This window comes from Pseudomonas sp. BT76 TE3572, from assembly GCF_050435365.1.
Lineage (GTDB): Bacteria > Pseudomonadota > Gammaproteobacteria > Pseudomonadales > Pseudomonadaceae > Aquipseudomonas > Aquipseudomonas fluorescens_W.
The window spans coordinates 3002464-3019214 of record NZ_JBNDKE010000001.1; the positions used below are offsets into that span (position 1 = coordinate 3002464).

Consider the following 16751-nt stretch of genomic DNA (forward strand, 5'->3'; position numbering starts at 1 on the left):
GCCATTGGAAATTACCTGCTTATTCTTCGCTGGTGTGCACTTTGCGGTGCAGGATCGCCTGGAATTCATCGGCGAAGGTGTAGTAACGGCCCAGCAAGGTTTCACTGCGAGCAGCAAAACGGTTGTAAGCGATAACGGCCGGGATGGCGGCGAACAGACCGATCGCGGTAGCAATCAGTGCTTCGGCAATACCTGGAGCCACAGTGGCCAGGGTCGCTTGCTGGGCAGTAGCCAGACCACGGAAGGAGTTCATGATCCCCCAGACAGTACCGAACAGACCGATGTACGGGCTGACGGAACCTACGGTCGCGAGGAACGGCAGGCTCTGCTCGAGCTTTTCTTCTTCGCGGGAAATGGCGACGCGCATGGCGCGGGCCACGCCTTCCATGACCGCTTCCGGGTCAACGCCTGGCTGCTGGCGCAGACGGGAGAATTCCTTGAAACCGGCACGGAAGATCTGCTCTACGCCCGAATCCGGATCAGGGTTGCTGCCGGCCTGACGGTAGAGTTTGGACAGGTCGATACCCGACCAGAAGCGCTCTTCAAAGCTCTCCAGGGCACGTCGACCGGCGCGCAGCAGGTTGCTGCGCTGAAAGATCATGATCCATGAGGTCACCGATGCGGCTACCAGGATCAGCATTACCAGTTGCACCACGATACTGGCATTGCTGACCAGGCTCCACATGGAGGAATGGTCGACGACGTTAGCTTCCACGCTTTATCTCCTGCTTTGAGTGTGTACCCGCGCCGCTCACGTCGGCAAAGGCCGCACGTAGAGCTTCGGGAATGGCCCGGGGTTTCAAACTGTTAGTGCGCACACAGGCCACCAAAAACTGCCCTTCGCAGAGCAGCGCATTATCCGTGGCTCGCCTGACCTGCTGTTTGAAGCGCAGGCTGACACGGTTCAATTCGATTACTTCAGCGCTTACCAGCAGTTCGTCATCCAGTCGCGCCGGCGCGTGGTAACGCGCTTCGCTGGAATGCACGACGAACAACAGGTCCTCACCTGCCAGCTGGGATTGGGCAAAGCCCAGTTCCCGGAGCCGCTCGGTTCGAGCCCGTTCCATAAACTTGAGGTAATTGACGTAATACACGATGCCGCCCGCATCGGTGTCCTCGTAATAAACGCGACAACGAAGTGCGAAAGGCTCAAGCCCGTTTTGCGCGCGCATACTCTAGTGCTTACTCCTCAGGTTGCCAATCCGGCCAGGCAACTGTTTTTCATTGATTCACGGCTTTCTGGCGAAAGTACGGTCCTACGACCGCACAAACCCCGAATAAATCAGCGCGCAAAGGTTATTAATCGTCCACGGCATCGAGGAACTCGTCTACCACGGGCATCTCGCCCAATCGTGACGGGATGTTTAAACCGAAGTGCAGGTACGCATGCCGAGTCACCACCCGCCCCCGTGGCGTGCGCATAATGTAGCCCTGCTGGATCAGGTATGGCTCCAGCACGTCTTCAATGGTGTGGCGTTCTTCACTGATGGCTGCGGCGAGGCTATCGACCCCGACCGGCCCACCGTCGAACTTCTCGATCATCGTCAACAACAGACGTCGATCCTGGTGATCGAAACCACGCTCGTCGACATCCAGCAGGTTCAAGGCCAGGTCCGCGATCGGTTTGGTGATGTGGCCCTTGGCGCGTACTTCGGCGAAATCCCGAACCCGGCGCAGCAAGCGGTTGGCGATCCGCGGTGTACCACGGGCACGGCGGGCGATTTCGAAGGCGCCTTCCGGGTCCAGCGGCAAGCCGAGGATGTTAGCCGAACGACTGACAATCGTTGACAGGTCAGCGGTGTTGTAGAACTCCAGGCGCTGGACGATGCCGAAACGGTCGCGCAGCGGATTAGTCAGCATCCCCGCCCGCGTCGTCGCACCGACCAGGGTGAACGGCGGCAGATCAAGCTTGATCGAGCGCGCGGCCGGCCCTTCGCCGATCATGATGTCGAGCTGGAAATCTTCCATGGCCGGGTACAGCACTTCTTCGACGATCGGCGAGAGCCGATGGATTTCGTCGATGAACAGCACGTCGTGTGGCTCAAGATTGGTCAGCAGCGCAGCCAGATCACCCGGACGCTCAAGCACGGGGCCCGAGGTGCTCTTGATCGAGACCCCCATTTCCTGGGCGATGATGTTGGCCAGGGTAGTTTTACCCAGGCCCGGCGGGCCGAAAATCAGCGTGTGGTCCAGGGATTCATTGCGCCCACGAGCCGCCTGGATGAACAACTCCATTTGCTCGCGAACGGTCGGCTGGCCAATGTATTCGGCCAGGCTGACAGGGCGAATCGCGCGGTCCTGGACTTCCTCGCGGTCACGAGGGCCAGGTGTGGCGGCAATCAGACGATCAGCTTCAATCACTTAGATCATTCCCTTCAGGGCACGACGAATCAGGTCTTCACTGCTCAATCCTTTCTCCTTGATCGCAGAAATCGCCTTGCTGGCTTCCTGCGGCTTGTAGCCCAGGGAGATCAGCGCGCTGACCGCGTCATTTTCGGCGGTAGCGACCGGCGCTGGCGCATCCGGCCCACCCGGCTGGTTTGGTACCAACGCGAACATCGCCGGTACGGTTTCCCAGGCCTTGAAGCGATCCTTGAGTTCCACCAGCAAACGCTCGGCCGTCTTCTTGCCCACGCCCGGCACCTTGGTCAGTGCCGAGGTGTCCTGGGACTGCACACAACGGACCAGTTCATCGACTTCCAGGCTCGACATCAGGGCCAGGGCCAATTTCGGCCCTACACCATTGAGACGGATCAACTCGCGAAAAAAGTCTCGCTCACGCTTGCCGAAGAAGCCATAGAGTAACTGCGCGTCTTCGCGTACGACTAAATGGGTGTGCAAGGTCAGCGGTTCACCGACCGACGGCAAGCGATAAAGCGTGGTCATGGGCACTTCCAGCTCATACCCCAGACCGTTTACATCCAGAATCAGGTGCGGCGGCTGTTTCTCAGCCAGTGTGCCGCGCAAGCGTCCAATCACGTTTCAGATCCTTGAGCGTTGGCCAGATCAGTGCTGGCGACTGACAGAACAAGCGGTTTTGCGCCGACGGCACAGGCGCAAAACCCTCGTTCCATAAAAATGATTGCTGATGCTATCAGAGACGCAGGCGCCCGCCACGACTGCGTGCCGTACCCAGGCCATGCGGCAACAGGCTGGAACGGGTGTGAGCATGGCAAATGGCAATGGCCAGGGCGTCCGATGCATCAATTTGCGGCTTGCTGGTCAGTTTCAGCATGTGCATGACCATCATTTGCACCTGCTCTTTATTCGCCGCGCCGGTCCCGGTCACCGCCTGTTTGACCTGGGTCGCGGTGTACTCAGCGATTTCCAGGCTTTCTTCCGCCCCGGCAACAATAGCTGCGCCGCGAGCCTGGCCAAGTTTCAACGCAGAGTCGGCGTTGCGCGCCATGAAGACCTTTTCGATGCCCATGGTCACCGGGCCATAGGTCTGGATGACTTCGCGCACACCGCGATAGACGATTTGCAGGCGTTCATGCAGCTCGCCGGAACCTGTGCGAATGCAGCCCGACGCCACGTACACGCAACCTCGCCCGGTATCACGCACTACGCCATAACCGGTAATGCGCGAACCGGGGTCGATACCAAGAATTAAAGTCATAACGCCTGCAGCTTCAAAATGATGCCCGCCGGCAAACACTTGCACGGCGTAAAGGCAGAAGCCGGACGTGCGTGGCGGTGAATTCATCACGGCCTGCACTTCCGGCTTCAAGAGTATTGCAGATCAATCAACCGAGCTGTGCGGCGACTGCCTCTGGAATGTCCGCGTTGGAGTAAACGTTCTGCACGTCATCCAGGTCTTCAAGCATGTCGATCAGCTTGAGCACCTTCTCGGCGCCTTCCAGGTCCAGTTCGGCACTGGTGGTCGGCAGCATCACGATTTCCGCATCATCACCTTTGAAACCGGCCGCTTCCAGCGCGTTACGCACGGAGTAGAAACCGGCGAACGAGGTGAATACGTCGATGGAGCCGTCTTCGTGGGTGACCACGTCATCGGCATCGGCCTCCATCGCCGCTTCCATCAGCGCATCTTCATCGACGCCCGGCGCGAAGGAAATCTGCCCCTTGCGCTCGAACAGATAGGCCACCGAACCGTCCGTACCGAGGTTGCCGCCGCACTTGCTGAACGCATGGCGAACAGCGGCAGCGGTGCGATTGCGGTTGTCGGTCATGCACTCGACCATCACCGCCACGCCACCCGGGCCGTAACCTTCGTAGGTCAGCTCGACCATGTCGTCGGTGTCGGCAGCACCGGCGCCGCGGGCGACCGCGCGATCGATGATGTCGCGACTCATGTTCGCGCCAAGGGCCTTGTCCAGCGCCAGACGCAAACGCGGGTTGGAACCCGGATCACCACCGCCCTGACGGGCAGCAACGGTCAGTTCACGAATCCACTTGGTGAAAATCTTGCCCTTCTTGGCATCCTGACGTTCTTTGCGGTGCTTGATGTTCGCCCACTTGGAATGACCCGCCATATCTCGCTCCGAATTCTCTTTGAAACATTGCCCGCCGCGCCATGACGCGCGCCAGCCGGCAAATAAAAATCTCGACCATTCTATAAAGAAAGGGCGCATCCGAAGATGCGCCCTTCTGGCCAGCCTTACTCAGCTTTAGGCGTTTCGCGCAGACGAATGTGCAGTTCGCGCAATGCCTTGGCATCTACCACACCCGGAGCCTGAGTCATGACGCAAGCGGCGCTCTGGGTTTTCGGGAAGGCGATTACTTCACGGATCGACTGGGCGCCGGTCATCAGCATCACCAGACGGTCCAGACCGAAGGCCAGGCCACCGTGCGGCGGCGCGCCGTATTTCAGGGCGTCGAGCAGGAAGCCGAACTTCTCTTCCTGTTCCGCTTCACTGATACCCAGCAGACGGAACACCGACTGTTGCATTTCCTTGCGATGGATACGGATCGAACCGCCACCCAGCTCGGTGCCGTTCAGAACCATGTCGTAGGCACGGGACAGAGCGGTCGCCGGGTTGGCTTCCAGTTCTTCCGGGGTGCACTTCGGCGCGGTGAACGGGTGGTGCAAGGCAGTGAAGCTGCCGTCGTCGTTCTCTTCGAACATCGGGAAGTCGACAACCCACATCGGTGCCCACTCGCACGTCAGCAGGCTCAGGTCGTGACCAACCTTGATCCGCAGCGCGCCCAGGGCTTCGCTGACGATCTTGGCTTTGTCGGCACCGAAGAACACGATGTCGCCGTCAACCGCGCCAACGCGATCAAGGATCACATTGAGGTTGGCTTCAGGGATGTTCTTGACGATCGGCGATTGCAGACCTTCAACGCCTTTGGCGCGCTCGTTGACCTTGATGTACGCCAGGCCCTTGGCACCGTAGATGCCGACGAACTTGGTGTAATCGTCGATCTGCTTGCGCGGCATGCTCGCCGCGCCAGGAACGCGCAGAGCGGCAACGCGGCATTTCGGGTCGTTGGCAGGACCGCTGAACACCTTGAAGTCGACTTCTTTCAGTTGATCGGCAACGTCAACCAGTTCCAGCGGGTTACGCAGGTCCGGCTTGTCGGAACCGTAACGACGCATGGCCTCTTCGAAGGTCATGTGCGGGAAGTCGCCGAACTCCAGGTCCAGCACTTCCTTGAACAGGTTGCGGATCATTTGTTCGGTGATGCCCATGATCTCTTTTTCATCGAGGAAGCTGGTCTCGATGTCGATCTGGGTGAATTCCGGCTGACGGTCGGCGCGCAGGTCTTCGTCGCGGAAGCACTTGGCGATCTGGTAGTAACGGTCGAAGCCGGCGACCATCAGCAGCTGCTTGAACAGCTGTGGCGATTGCGGCAAGGCGAAGAAGCTACCTGCGTGAGTACGGCTCGGCACCAGGTAGTCGCGAGCGCCTTCTGGCGTGGCGCGGGTCAGGATCGGCGTCTCGACATCGAGGAAGCCGTTCTCGTCCAGGAAGCGACGGATGCTGGTGGTCATGCGCGAACGCAGACGCAGCTTCTCGAGCATTTCCGGGCGACGCAAGTCGAGGAAGCGATAACGCAGGCGGGTTTCTTCGCCGACGTCGGAGAACTCGTTGAGCGGGAACGGCGGGGTTTCCGCTTCGTTCAGTACTTCCAGCTCGTAGCCCAGCACTTCGATCATCCCCGACGCCATATTGGCGTTGGTGGCACCGGCCGGACGCAGGCGAACCTTGCCGGTGATCTTGACCACGTATTCGCTACGCACGCGATCGGCGGCGGCGAAGGATTCAGCGCGGTCCGGGTCGAACACCACCTGGGCCAGACCGTCACGATCACGGATATCGAGGAAAATCACCCCACCGTGGTCACGGCGACGGTGAACCCATCCGCAAAGGGTAATTTCCTGGCCTTCCAGGCTTTCGTTCAGTTGGCCGCAATAATGGCTGCGCATCATGGTAGTGGTTTCGCTTCTCGTAATTCGAAATTCGGTTGGAGACCTTGCTCATATCCTGCCCTTGTGAAAGGCGCCAGACGATGCAAGAGCTCGCTCGTGTCGTTCAACTCAGGCTCAAGACCCTAGTCAGCTTTGTCGCCGCCGGCCAGATTCTTCTTGGAACCGGTCTTGAAATCGGTTTCGTACCACCCGGTGCCGCTAAGGCGGAAGCCCGGCATGGACAGCATCTTCTTAAGCTCTGGCGCCTGGCAGGCAGGGCAGTCGACCAGCGGTGCTGCGCTGATCTTTTGAATGGCTTCCAACTGATGACCACAGGAAGCACATTGATAGTCGTACATCGGCATGGGGGTTGTCTCGGCGATCAGATTGCTACCGCACACGCTGGGTTTTGCGGCAAAGAGCGGGATTATATCCATTAAATGCAGCCTGTGCAGCCGTAAGACTGCACAGACCGACACTCTACCCATTCCACCCCTGTGGCTGAGGCATGGCGACGCAGCCGCCTTCCTTCAGGCTGTGCACGACGCACACAACCCGCACCAGCCCGGTGAAGTTCTTGACCCCGCCGTGACGCAAATGCACCTCGCGGTCCACATGGGACAACAGCGCACTGACCGTACAGCAGTTGACCTTGGCCATGTCACCCAAAATATCCCAATAGACCTGTTCAAGCCGCAAACAGGTTGCAAAACCATTCAACCGCACTGATCGGGATAAAGGCTGGGCCAGGCCCATATCAAATTCACTGACAAATGGATCGATCCTTATATCCTTGACTGGACCGCCACTCCCCTCGCTTCGCCTGTCTTCGTAAACCATATCGTTGACACTCCTTTGCCATCCTTGCTTTTTATAAGAGCAACAAGCTGTTTCTCTATAAAAGCGCAGGCGCAAAGTTATATCCAGATGACTTTATGACCATCAACGTAGGATAAGCCAACAACGGAAGAGCGATCATGGAGACCGTCCTACTCTAGATAATTTCCTACACGCCTGGGCGCAATATCGTTCAACAGAAGACACTAAAAGTTACGAGAGGACCGGGCGCGAACAGCACCCCAAGAGCGCAATCCGCGTCGATTGCCATGCGTTCCCTTAAAGGTGATGAACTCACCCATGGGTGCAGGACCACTCCAGCAAGCCTGCCGACACCCCCGTATTCTCGGGTTACCTGCGACAAATCGCACCTCAGGGCACCGCTGGACTGCCTGATTTGAGTAGCTGCAGGCTTTGCTGTTAAATAGAGAGTGTGTCGCTACCGCCTATTTTCCGGGGGCTGCGCATAGGCTGATACCGGGTACGTGTCCAACGCCTCTTATTGTTCTGAAGCGAACCGTGCTCAATCAGCTCTTCCTTGTGATCCGTCTTAACGTGAGTTACTCAAAATGTTGAAAATTGTCCACCTGCTAATGGGCGCAGCAGCCTTGCTGTTGTCCTTCATCCCTAGCCTGCGATCCGAAGCCGTACCTTACCTGCAACAACCTGATGCGCTGTACCTGGCCTTTTTCGGCCTGCTCAACCTCACCCTCGCTCCTGTCATCCCTTACTGGAACAAAGGCCCGCGTCATCAACTGCAAAACCTGGTCAGCGCCCTGCTGGTTCTGACTGTCGTCCTGCAAACCCTGACGCTGATCGCGCCAATGCCTGTCATTGCCGGTCAACCTGCTGTTCTGTTCAGCCTGGTCGCTGCCCTGATTGCCGTTCTTCTGCACCTGGCCATCAGCTTCTACAAATCTTCACCGGCCGCCGCCTCGCCAAGCTATGACATGAGCAACCGCGATACCGGTACCGTAAAGTGGTTCAACACCTCTAAAGGCTTCGGCTTTATTTCCCGTGATTCCGGCGATGATATTTTCGTGCATTTCCGGGCCATTCGTGGCGAAGGTCATCGTGTTCTGGTCGAAGGCCAGCGCGTGGAGTTCTCCGTTATGAATCGTGACAAAGGCCTGCAAGCCGAAGATGTGATCGCCGCTCTGCCGCGCCGCTGATTCAAGGCTAAAAAAAACCGCGAACAGCCTGGCTGATCGCGGTTTTTTATTGCCTGCCTGTTGGTCACACTCAGTAATGCGGCGGTGGCGCTTCTTCTTCAAACGTCTCGAATTGACCGGCCATTTCCTCTTGCCGTTTGAGCAAGGCGGTCATTTGCAGTTGCAGGCGCTCAACCGCACGCTGCTGCGTCGCCAGCACATCACTCAATGCCTGGATGGTGTCATCCTGAAACGCCAGCTGGCTCTCCAGATCGGTAACGCGTTCTTCCAGGCTCATGATTCAACCCTCCAGAAACGTAAAATCATCGGTCAATACCAGGCGCAACCGCTCGCGAATCAACGCGATCTGCTCCGGGTTATAAGGCTTGGCCGGGTGTTTACCCCAGACCGGCGCTGGCCAGGCGGCATCCTCACGCTTGCGCACAATCACATGCATGTGCAACTGACTGACGACGTTACCCAGGGCCGCGACATTCAACTTGTCCGCGTCGAACGAGTCCTTGAGCGTTTCCGCCAGTGCGGTCGTTTCCTGCCACAACTGCTGTTGATCGGCGACATCCAACTGAAATATCTCACTGATATCGTCGCGACGTGGCACCAGAATGAACCAGGGGTAGTTCGAATCATTGGACAGCAGCAACCGGCACAGTGGGAAATCACCGATCGGTAACGTGTCTTGTTGAAGCCGTGGATCTAAAGCGAACACTGCGCGCACTCCCGCCTGGTCATCAATTTCAGCTTAGCGTCCATCCCGAGAGACGGCGCACCAAGCGACAGGACGGCAGCATACCTGCGAACGTCGCTGGCTTCACGACGAACCATTGTCGAAGCTTCCCCGAGAAAATACGAACGACTGGTCGCGCGCCCCGACATGAGTCATTTTCGATCAGGGCGCACCATTACAGAACCAACCTCCATGCAAAAAACGCCGAACTGACTGAAAAATAACGACGCGTTCGCGCTTGGCAAACAGCCGCACTGTATGAATTCAGTACAGCGATTAAAATTTTTTGCACCAAAACCGCACAGTGCGTCTACGCTGAGTCGGTCAGGCATCCCCCATTTACTCACTGGTGGGGTGAACCGGTAACATTTTTGGTTGTCACGCAGTCGACCATGAGGGTACAACACGATGCAAACCATGGCGTCAAGCCCAAACAAAACGTGCTTGAACACCCCGGTTTTATGAGGTTTTTACAGCGACACGCAGGCTTTCAGAAAAAAAACCAGCAGGATTCTGATTTGTGCACGCTTGTTGCATTACACCTACATCGCCTCTAAAGCGTCCGCTGGAAGTGGAAGCCTTAAGGCAAATAAAAACAGTGGCAGGGTTGCCCGATGGAGATTCAAGCGTTTCACCAGGGACTCTTTTTACCAATGCTCAGGCCCTGGAAAACAACGCTAAAGTTGCCAGCCCGCTTGCATTGAGGCTGTAAATTTGCGACATCTACCAAGCTGTTTGCGACAGGGTCGTAAAGAAGCTGAAAGGTTAGATACGCAAGTATCGCCAACATGGTCGGCGTGATATAAGTTTGCGCCGACACAAAAAGAAAGAGCCGCCCAGATAATAAATCAGGTGGGACGGCAGTACTCTTCTAAAACCAAAGGAGCAAATCACGATGCGCGTGATGAAGTGGAGCATGATCGCACTGGCAGTTGCAGCAGCAGCCAGTACTCAATTGGCTACGGCCGCACCTTTTGTAAGTGACCAGGCTGAAGCCAAGGGTTTTGTTGAAGACTCCAAGTTGAACTTGAATCTTCGCAACTACTACTTCAACCGTGACCGCAAAAATGGCTCAAACGATCAGAAAGACTGGACCCAGGGTTTCTGGGCTAACTACAGCTCCGGTTACACCCAAGGTCTCGTAGGCGTCGGCGTTGATGCGTTCGGTTACCTGGCGATCAAACTGGACGGTGGCGACGGTACTGGCGGCACGGGCAACATGAGCCGCGACTCCGATGGCCATGTCAACGACAGCCAAGGCAAATCCGGTGCGGCCGCTAAATTCCGCATCTCCAAAACCGAGCTGAAAGTCGGCGACATGCAGCCAAGCACTGCTCCAGTGTTCGCTGTTGGTGGCTCCCGCGTCCTTCCGCAAACTGCCAGCGGTTTCCAACTGCAGAGCAGCGAAGTCAAAGACCTTGACCTCGAAGCCGGTCATTTCTACTCGTCGACCAGCCAGGACAAAAACGCTCGCGACGGCGGCCTGTGGGCAACCTACGCTGGCGTGGAAGCCAACTCCATCGACTACTTCGGTGGCAAGTACGGCATCACCGACAACCTGAGCGCATCGCTGTACGGCGCCAAGCTGGAAGACATCTGGAACCAGTACTACGCCAACCTGAACTACACCATCCCAATGGGTGGCGATGAGTCGGTTAACCTGGACGGTAACATCTACCGCACCACCGACACCGGTGACGCTAAAGCAGGCGAAATCAGCAACACCGCCTACTCCCTGGCAGCCGCTTTCTCGTTCCTGAAAGCACACACCATTACATTGGCGTTCCAGAAAGTTAACGGCGACACGCCGTTCGACTACATCGGTGTAGGTGGTCACAGTGGCGCCACTAACCGCGGCGGCGACTCGATCTTCCTCGCCAACTCCATCCAGTACTCTGACTTCAACGCCCCAGGCGAGAAGTCTGCCCAGATCCGTTACGACCTGAAAATGGCTGAGTATGGCGTTCCAGGTCTGAGCTTCATGACCCGTTACGTGAAAGGCTGGAACATCGACGGTACCAACACTCCAGCAGGCAGCCCGTACACTGGTCTGTATGGCGAAGATGGCCGTCACCACGAAACCAACCTGGAAGCCAAGTACGTCGTACAAACTGGCCCGGCAAAAGATCTGTCCTTCCGTATTCGTCAAGCATGGCACACTGCTAACGCCGAGGAAGGTGAAGGCGATATCAAAGAGTTCCGCCTGATCGTCGACTACCCGATTTCGGTTCTGTAATTGCCGAAAGCTAGTTCGCGGTAATAAAAAAAGGCCCATCTTCGGATGGGCCTTTTTTGTTGCTTGCTTGTTACTTATTGCACCGCCGATTCCTGAACCACTCGAATCACCCGCTGTGGAAACGGAATATCGATACCGGCCGTTTTCAATCGATCACGGGACTGTTCGTTGAACATGAACATCACGTCCCAGTAATCCGCCGTCTTTACCCACACTCGCAGGGAAACAGTAATCGAACTGTCACCCAGGGTAGAAATCACTGCCTGAGGTGCCGGATCAGCCAAAACACGCTCATCTTTGGCCAGGTCCAGCAAAACATGACGGGCCTTCTGCAGGTCCGCTTCATAATCAACACCTACATCAAACACAACTTTGCGCGTCGGCTGACGGTTAGTGTTGGTGATGATGCCGTTCGACAGGTTGCCGTTCGGCACGATGATGGTTTTGTTATCGCCGGTGCGCAGGACGGTGTGGAAGATCTGAATGCTGTCGACCGTACCGGCAACACCTTGGGCTTCGATCCAGTCACCAATGCGGAACGGGCGGAACAACAGAATCAGCACACCACCGGCGAAGTTCGCCAGGCTGCCCTGCAAGGCCAGGCCGATGGCCAGACCTGCCGCACCGATAGCTGCGACGAATGAAGTGGTTTCCACCCCGATCATCGATGCCACGCTGACGATCAGCAGAACCTTGAGAATGATGTTTGCCAGGCTGCTGATGAAGCCTTGCAGCGCGAGGTCGGCGTTACGCAGCGCCAGCAGGCCACCGAGCTTTTGCGTGACCTTGTTGATCAGCCACCAGCCGATGGCCAGGGTGATCACCGCCAGCAGCACGCGGCTGCCGTATTCCATGATCATCGGAATCCAGGCTTGAGACGCCTTGACCAGGTTGTCCACTTCAGTATTCAAATCCATCTACATTCTCCTGATTTCCGGCTACCCGGCACGCGAAAAAATGAGCGGCAGGAAATTGCCACCAGGTTAAACACAATCCGGGTAGGAGTGAGCCTGCTCGCGAAAGCTGCGTGTCAGTCACCGTTAATGTTGAATGACACACCGCTTCGCGAGCAGGCTCGCTCCCACAAGGTTCCCGCCTGAAAAGTCAGTCGCGGAAGTTATTGAACTGCAGCGGCATATCGAAAGTCTTGGCGCGCAGGGCCGCGATGGCTTCCTGCAAGTCGTCACGCTTCTTGCCGGTAATGCGCACCTGCTCACCCTGAATGGCAGCCTGAACCTTGAGCTTGGCGTCTTTGACATGAGCGACGATTTTCTTCGCCAGCTCTTTGTCGATGCCTTCCTTGAGGACCGCTTCCTGCTTCATCAGTTTGCCCGACGCATAGGCATCCTTGACTTCAAGGCACTGCACGTCGATTTTGCGCTTGACCAGGGCCAGCTTGAGGATCTCAATCATCGCTTCGAGCTGGAAATCGGCTTCAGCAGTCAGGTTGACGGTCAGGTCCTTTTCCTTGAACTCGAAGGTGCCTTTGCCTTTCAGGTCATAACGACGATCGAGTTCCTTGACGGCGTTTTCGACCGCGTTGGTGACTTCGTGTTTGTCCAGTTCGGATACCACGTCGAACGACGGCATGTAATCTCTCCAATAAAAGGGCATGCTCGATCACGATGGAGCACGCCTGGCTTGCGGTTAAAATCCGCGCTGATTATAACGGGTCTTTCCCATCATTCACTGCGAGCCTCCCATGCGCGCGATAAACAGAGCAAAAAGCTGATGTCCACCACCTGGCATGTTCTGGGCGCCGGCAGCCTTGGCACCTTATGGGCCACTCGACTGGCGCGGGCCGGTGTGCCGGTCAAGCTGATCGTGCGGGACGCTGCGCGCTTGCAGGCGTATGAGGCGGCGGGCGGGTTGACGCTGGTCGAACACGGTAAAGCGCAGTGCTATCCAGTGCCCGCCGAGACACCCGACAACAATGAACCGATCAACCGCCTGCTGGTGGCCTGCAAAGCCTACGATGCCGAGAAAGCCGTGGCCCAACTGGCACCGCGCCTGGCCCCAGACGCCGAGCTGATCCTGTTGCAGAACGGTCTTGGCAGCCAGGACGCCGTCGCCACACAGGTCCCGCAAGCGCGCTGCATTTATGCGTCGAGTACCGAAGGTGCCTTTCGCGATGGCGACTGGCGCGTGGTATTCGCCGGCCACGGTTACACCTGGCTGGGGGATGCCGGGCATCCCGTGGCGCCGATCTGGCTGGATGACGTGAGCGCCGCCGGTATTCCCCACGAGTGGAGCACCGACATTCTGACCCGGTTGTGGCGAAAACTGGCGCTCAACTGTGCGATCAATCCGCTGACCGTGCTGCACGATTGCCGTAATGGCGGTTTACAGGAACACCACTGCGAAGTCGCCACCCTTTGCGGCGAATTGACCGAGTTGCTTGAGCGCTGCGGTCAACCGGCAGCGGCCGAAGACCTTCAACAGGAAGTCGAACGGGTGATTCACGCGACCGCCGCCAACTACTCTTCGATGTACCAGGACGTCGCGAACCAGCGCCGGACCGAGATCAGCTATCTATTGGGTCATGCCTGCAAAGTCGCCGCGAGGCATCAACTCAACCTGCCACACCTCAATCAGCTTGAGCAAAGGTTGATCACCCATCTGCACAGCCTTGGATTGCCCAGCGACTGAGCAGCGGCTACGCTGGCCACTTGTTCCTATTCAGCGATGAACCTGATGCCATTGCGCCAGCGCCTTGAAAACCTTCCGGTCGGCCAGAAATTGCTGGCCGCCCTGCTGGTGCTGTTAACCACCGTCCTGCTGGTCGCCAACCTGACCTTTATCAGCGCCGCGTACTACATCTCCCAGGAAAGCATGGCCCCTCAGGCCTTGCAGACCATCGGCCGCCTGGTGTCCAACCCCAGCCTGGTGTCCGAAGCCTTGCAGTCACCGCAAAGCGCCGAACGCCTGCTTAATGAGCTCAACAGCTATTCACCGTTGCGCGCGGCGGCCCTTTATGACGGCAAGGGCGAGCGTCTGGCGCAGTTGCAGCATGGCGACAATCTGAGCCTGCCAACGCGTTACCGGCACATTGAATCCTGGCAAGCCACCGAGTTTCGCAGCAATCAAATCATCACCCTGCCCCGCCCCGGCACCGCGCCCGGCCACCTGTTACTGGTCGCCAGCAGCGAACTGCCGATGGCGTTCTACACCGGGACCCTGACCGCGAGCCTCGGGATTCTGATCTTCAGTGTGCTGTTGTGGCTGGTGATCGCCCGGCAGATCAAACGCCTGATCACCCGCCCAATTCATCAACTGGAAGAGCTGTCCCGGCAAGTGACCCGGGAAGAGAACTACGCCCTGCGCGCCTCCCGCGGCAACCATGACGAAATCGGCAGCCTCGCCGAGGCGTTCAACACCATGCTCTCGCGGATCGAGGCCCGCGAGCAGCAACTCAAGCGGGCCCGGGATGACTCCCAGGCTGCGTATGACCAGGCTCAGGGGCTGGCCGAAGAAACCCGGCATACCAATCGCAAGCTGGAACTCGAAGTCCAGGTGCGCAGCAAGATCGAGAAGAAGCTCACCGGTTTCCAGAACTACCTCAACAGCATCATCGATTCCATGCCCTCGGCGCTGATCGCCCTCGATGAACAGCTCTACGTGACCCAATGGAATCAGGAGGCCAGCGCCCTCTCCGGCACGCGCCTCGACGAAGCCTTGAACCAGCCGATCTTCCTTGCCTTCGAACCGCTCAAGCCGTTTCTGCCACAGCTCAAGCAAACCGTCGAGCAGCACACAGTGGCCAAGATTGAACGGGTGACGTGGCTCAAGGACGAAGAACCCAAGCACTACGCGCTGACGTTCTACCCGCTGATGGGCGGTGCCGGGCGTGGTGTGGTGATCCGGATCGACGACATCACTCAGCGCCTGTCGCTGGAAGAAATGATGGTGCAGTCGGAAAAAATGCTCTCGGTCGGTGGCCTCGCTGCGGGTATGGCCCACGAGATCAACAACCCGTTAGGCGCGATCCTGCACAACGTGCAGAACATTCGCCGACGCCTTTCGCCTGATCTGCCAAAGAACCTCGAACAAGCCGAGCAAACCGGAATCTCGCTGGAAACGGTCAACAAATACCTGCAAGCGCGCGAAGTCCCACAGTTGCTCGACGGCATTCAACAAGCTGGCGCCCGGGCGGCAAAGATTGTCACGCACATGCTCAGTTTCAGCCGCCGCAGTACCCGGCAAATGGCCCCGTGCGACCTGCCGGCGCTGATCGATCAGGCGGTGGAAATCGCCAGCAACGACTTCGACCTGGCGATCGGTTTCGACTTCAAGGGCCAGGCGATCATTCGCCAGTTCGATCCAGCGTTGGGCCCGGTGCCCGGCACCGCGAACGAACTGGAGCAAGTGCTGCTCAATCTGCTGAAAAACGCCGCGCAGGCGATTCACCAACGTGAAGACGACCGCGAGCCGGGACGGATCATTCTGCGCACCAAACTGAATCCGCCGTGGGCGGAAATCCAGGTGGAGGACAACGGCATCGGCATGAGCGAGAGCGTGCGCAAACGCACCTTCGAGCCGTTTTTCACCACCAAGGAAATCGGTCAGGGCACCGGCCTTGGCCTGTCGGTCTCGTATTTCATCATTACCAATAACCACAAGGGACAGATGGAAGTGCAATCGACCCTGGGCCAAGGCACGTGTTTCACCTTGCGCCTGCCCTTGGCGGGCACCCCGCTCGTCTCTCAAGAACTCAATCAGCTATCGAGGTAACCATGGGCTTTCGCTTGTCGAAGATTTACACCCGCACCGGCGACAAAGGCGAAACCGGGCTGGGCGACGGCCGCCGCGTGCCCAAGGATCATCCGCGGATCGAAGCCATTGGCGAAGTCGATACGCTGAACAGCCAGGTGGGTGTGCTATTGGCCGGGTTGGCGGCGGAAAGTGGCACCTATCCGGGATTAAACGAGGTGATCGAGGTTTTGGCGCCTTGCCAGCATCGGTTGTTCGACTTGGGTGGTGAACTGGCGATGCCGGTGTATCAGGCACTGAACACGGCAGAAGTCGAACGTCTGGAAGCCGCGATTGATGTGTGGAATGAAGAACTGGGACCGCTGGAGAATTTCATTCTGCCGGGTGGTTCGGCGTTGATTGCCCAGGCCCATGTGTGCAGAAGCCTGGCGCGCAGTGCCGAGCGGCGGTGTCAGCATTTGAACGCTGTCGAACCGTTGGCCGGGGTTGGGTTGGCGTACATCAATCGGTTGTCGGACTTGTTGTTTGTGGTGGCGCGGTTGATTGCCAAGCGACAAGGGATTGCCGAGATTCTTTGGCAGTCGGCTGCCAAACCAGAGGCTTGATCGGCGTATCCAAAGACGCCTTCGCGGGCAAGCCTCGCTCCTACAGGTCTCATGTGATTCTGTAGGAGCGAGGCTTGCCCGCGAAAGGGGTCAG

Annotated in this window: 18 protein-coding genes; 5 read left to right on the forward strand and 13 right to left on the reverse strand. The window is 57.8% G+C overall.

From position 1 onward, the window contains the following. Nucleotides 1-19: 19 nt before the first annotated feature. From tolQ to ABH912_RS13865, 9 genes are all read right to left on the reverse strand, one after another. Nucleotides 20-715, reverse strand: a complete 696-nt coding sequence (gene tolQ / locus ABH912_RS13825) for a protein TolQ (RefSeq protein WP_008147369.1) — start codon at nucleotides 713-715, stop codon at nucleotides 20-22. Beyond that, nucleotides 705-1172 (reverse strand): tol-pal system-associated acyl-CoA thioesterase, encoded by a 468-nt coding sequence (gene ybgC / locus ABH912_RS13830; protein WP_008147372.1) that lies wholly within the window; start codon nucleotides 1170-1172, stop codon nucleotides 705-707. Before ybgC ends, tolQ begins: the two co-directional genes overlap by 11 nt. Before the next feature lie 127 nt (nucleotides 1173-1299). Then, on the reverse strand, nucleotides 1300-2361 hold the full coding sequence (gene ruvB / locus ABH912_RS13835; RefSeq protein ID WP_429510914.1) for a Holliday junction branch migration DNA helicase RuvB: 1062 nt from the start codon (nucleotides 2359-2361) through the stop codon (nucleotides 1300-1302). Next, nucleotides 2362-2979 carry a Holliday junction branch migration protein RuvA gene (gene ruvA, locus ABH912_RS13840; protein ID WP_059182263.1) on the reverse strand — a complete coding sequence of 206 codons (618 nt, stop codon included), beginning with the start codon at nucleotides 2977-2979 and terminating at the stop codon, nucleotides 2362-2364. 115 nt (nucleotides 2980-3094) lie between these two features. Continuing rightward, nucleotides 3095-3619 (reverse strand): crossover junction endodeoxyribonuclease RuvC, encoded by a 525-nt coding sequence (ruvC, locus tag ABH912_RS13845; protein ID WP_008147379.1) that lies wholly within the window; start codon nucleotides 3617-3619, stop codon nucleotides 3095-3097. A 127-nt stretch (nucleotides 3620-3746) separates the two neighbouring features. Then, nucleotides 3747-4493 carry a YebC/PmpR family DNA-binding transcriptional regulator gene (locus ABH912_RS13850; RefSeq protein WP_033057597.1) on the reverse strand — a complete coding sequence of 249 codons (747 nt, stop codon included), beginning with the start codon at nucleotides 4491-4493 and terminating at the stop codon, nucleotides 3747-3749. Nucleotides 4494-4618: 125 nt separating this feature from the next. Continuing rightward, a complete protein-coding gene (aspS, locus tag ABH912_RS13855; protein WP_033057595.1) occupies nucleotides 4619-6394 on the reverse strand; it encodes an aspartate--tRNA ligase in 1776 nt (591 codons plus the stop codon). A 122-nt stretch (nucleotides 6395-6516) separates the two neighbouring features. After that, nucleotides 6517-6738, reverse strand: a complete 222-nt coding sequence (locus ABH912_RS13860; protein ID WP_010457489.1) for an FmdB family zinc ribbon protein — start codon at nucleotides 6736-6738, stop codon at nucleotides 6517-6519. Between the two features lie 115 nt (nucleotides 6739-6853). Continuing rightward, nucleotides 6854-7213, reverse strand: coding sequence for a ribbon-helix-helix domain-containing protein (locus ABH912_RS13865; protein WP_033057594.1), 360 nt, complete (start codon nucleotides 7211-7213; stop codon nucleotides 6854-6856). 566 nt (nucleotides 7214-7779) lie between these two features. On the opposite strand from ABH912_RS13865, the gene ABH912_RS13870 reads away from it, so the two are divergent. Further along, nucleotides 7780-8382, forward strand: coding sequence for a cold-shock protein (locus ABH912_RS13870; protein WP_008147390.1), 603 nt, complete (start codon nucleotides 7780-7782; stop codon nucleotides 8380-8382). A 70-nt stretch (nucleotides 8383-8452) separates the two neighbouring features. Here ABH912_RS13870 and ABH912_RS13875 read toward each other — a convergent pair whose 3' ends face one another. Further along, on the reverse strand, nucleotides 8453-8659 hold the full coding sequence (locus tag ABH912_RS13875; protein WP_033057593.1) for a SlyX family protein: 207 nt from the start codon (nucleotides 8657-8659) through the stop codon (nucleotides 8453-8455). A 3-nt stretch (nucleotides 8660-8662) separates the two neighbouring features. After that, a complete protein-coding gene (locus tag ABH912_RS13880) occupies nucleotides 8663-9088 on the reverse strand; it encodes an HIT family protein (protein ID WP_033057591.1) in 426 nt (141 codons plus the stop codon). 913 nt (nucleotides 9089-10001) lie between these two features. On the opposite strand from ABH912_RS13880, the gene ABH912_RS13885 reads away from it, so the two are divergent. Next, nucleotides 10002-11342, forward strand: a complete 1341-nt coding sequence (locus tag ABH912_RS13885; protein ID WP_033057590.1) for an OprD family porin — start codon at nucleotides 10002-10004, stop codon at nucleotides 11340-11342. 74 nt (nucleotides 11343-11416) lie between these two features. Here the strand turns inward: ABH912_RS13885 and ABH912_RS13890 are convergent, their stop codons facing one another. Both ABH912_RS13890 and ABH912_RS13895 read right to left on the reverse strand, forming a co-directional pair. Continuing rightward, nucleotides 11417-12259 (reverse strand): mechanosensitive ion channel family protein, encoded by an 843-nt coding sequence (locus tag ABH912_RS13890; protein WP_033057589.1) that lies wholly within the window; start codon nucleotides 12257-12259, stop codon nucleotides 11417-11419. Nucleotides 12260-12446: 187 nt separating this feature from the next. Next, nucleotides 12447-12932: a YajQ family cyclic di-GMP-binding protein gene (locus ABH912_RS13895; RefSeq protein WP_007906601.1), complete on the reverse strand. Its 486-nt coding sequence runs from the start codon at nucleotides 12930-12932 to the stop codon at nucleotides 12447-12449. Between the two features lie 141 nt (nucleotides 12933-13073). On the opposite strand from ABH912_RS13895, the gene ABH912_RS13900 reads away from it, so the two are divergent. From ABH912_RS13900 to ABH912_RS13910, 3 genes are read left to right on the forward strand one after another with little or no spacing between them, the layout of a single operon-like run. Then, entirely contained in the window at nucleotides 13074-13991 is a 918-nt protein-coding gene (locus ABH912_RS13900; RefSeq protein ID WP_046054748.1) for a putative 2-dehydropantoate 2-reductase, read from the forward strand. A gap of 45 nt (nucleotides 13992-14036) precedes the next feature. Next, complete coding sequence (locus ABH912_RS13905) at nucleotides 14037-16073, forward strand: sensor histidine kinase (RefSeq protein ID WP_033057617.1); 2037 nt, start codon at nucleotides 14037-14039, stop codon at nucleotides 16071-16073. Between the two features lie 2 nt (nucleotides 16074-16075). Beyond that, nucleotides 16076-16657 carry a cob(I)yrinic acid a,c-diamide adenosyltransferase gene (locus ABH912_RS13910; RefSeq protein WP_429510915.1) on the forward strand — a complete coding sequence of 194 codons (582 nt, stop codon included), beginning with the start codon at nucleotides 16076-16078 and terminating at the stop codon, nucleotides 16655-16657. The last annotated feature ends 94 nt before the right edge of the window (nucleotides 16658-16751 follow it).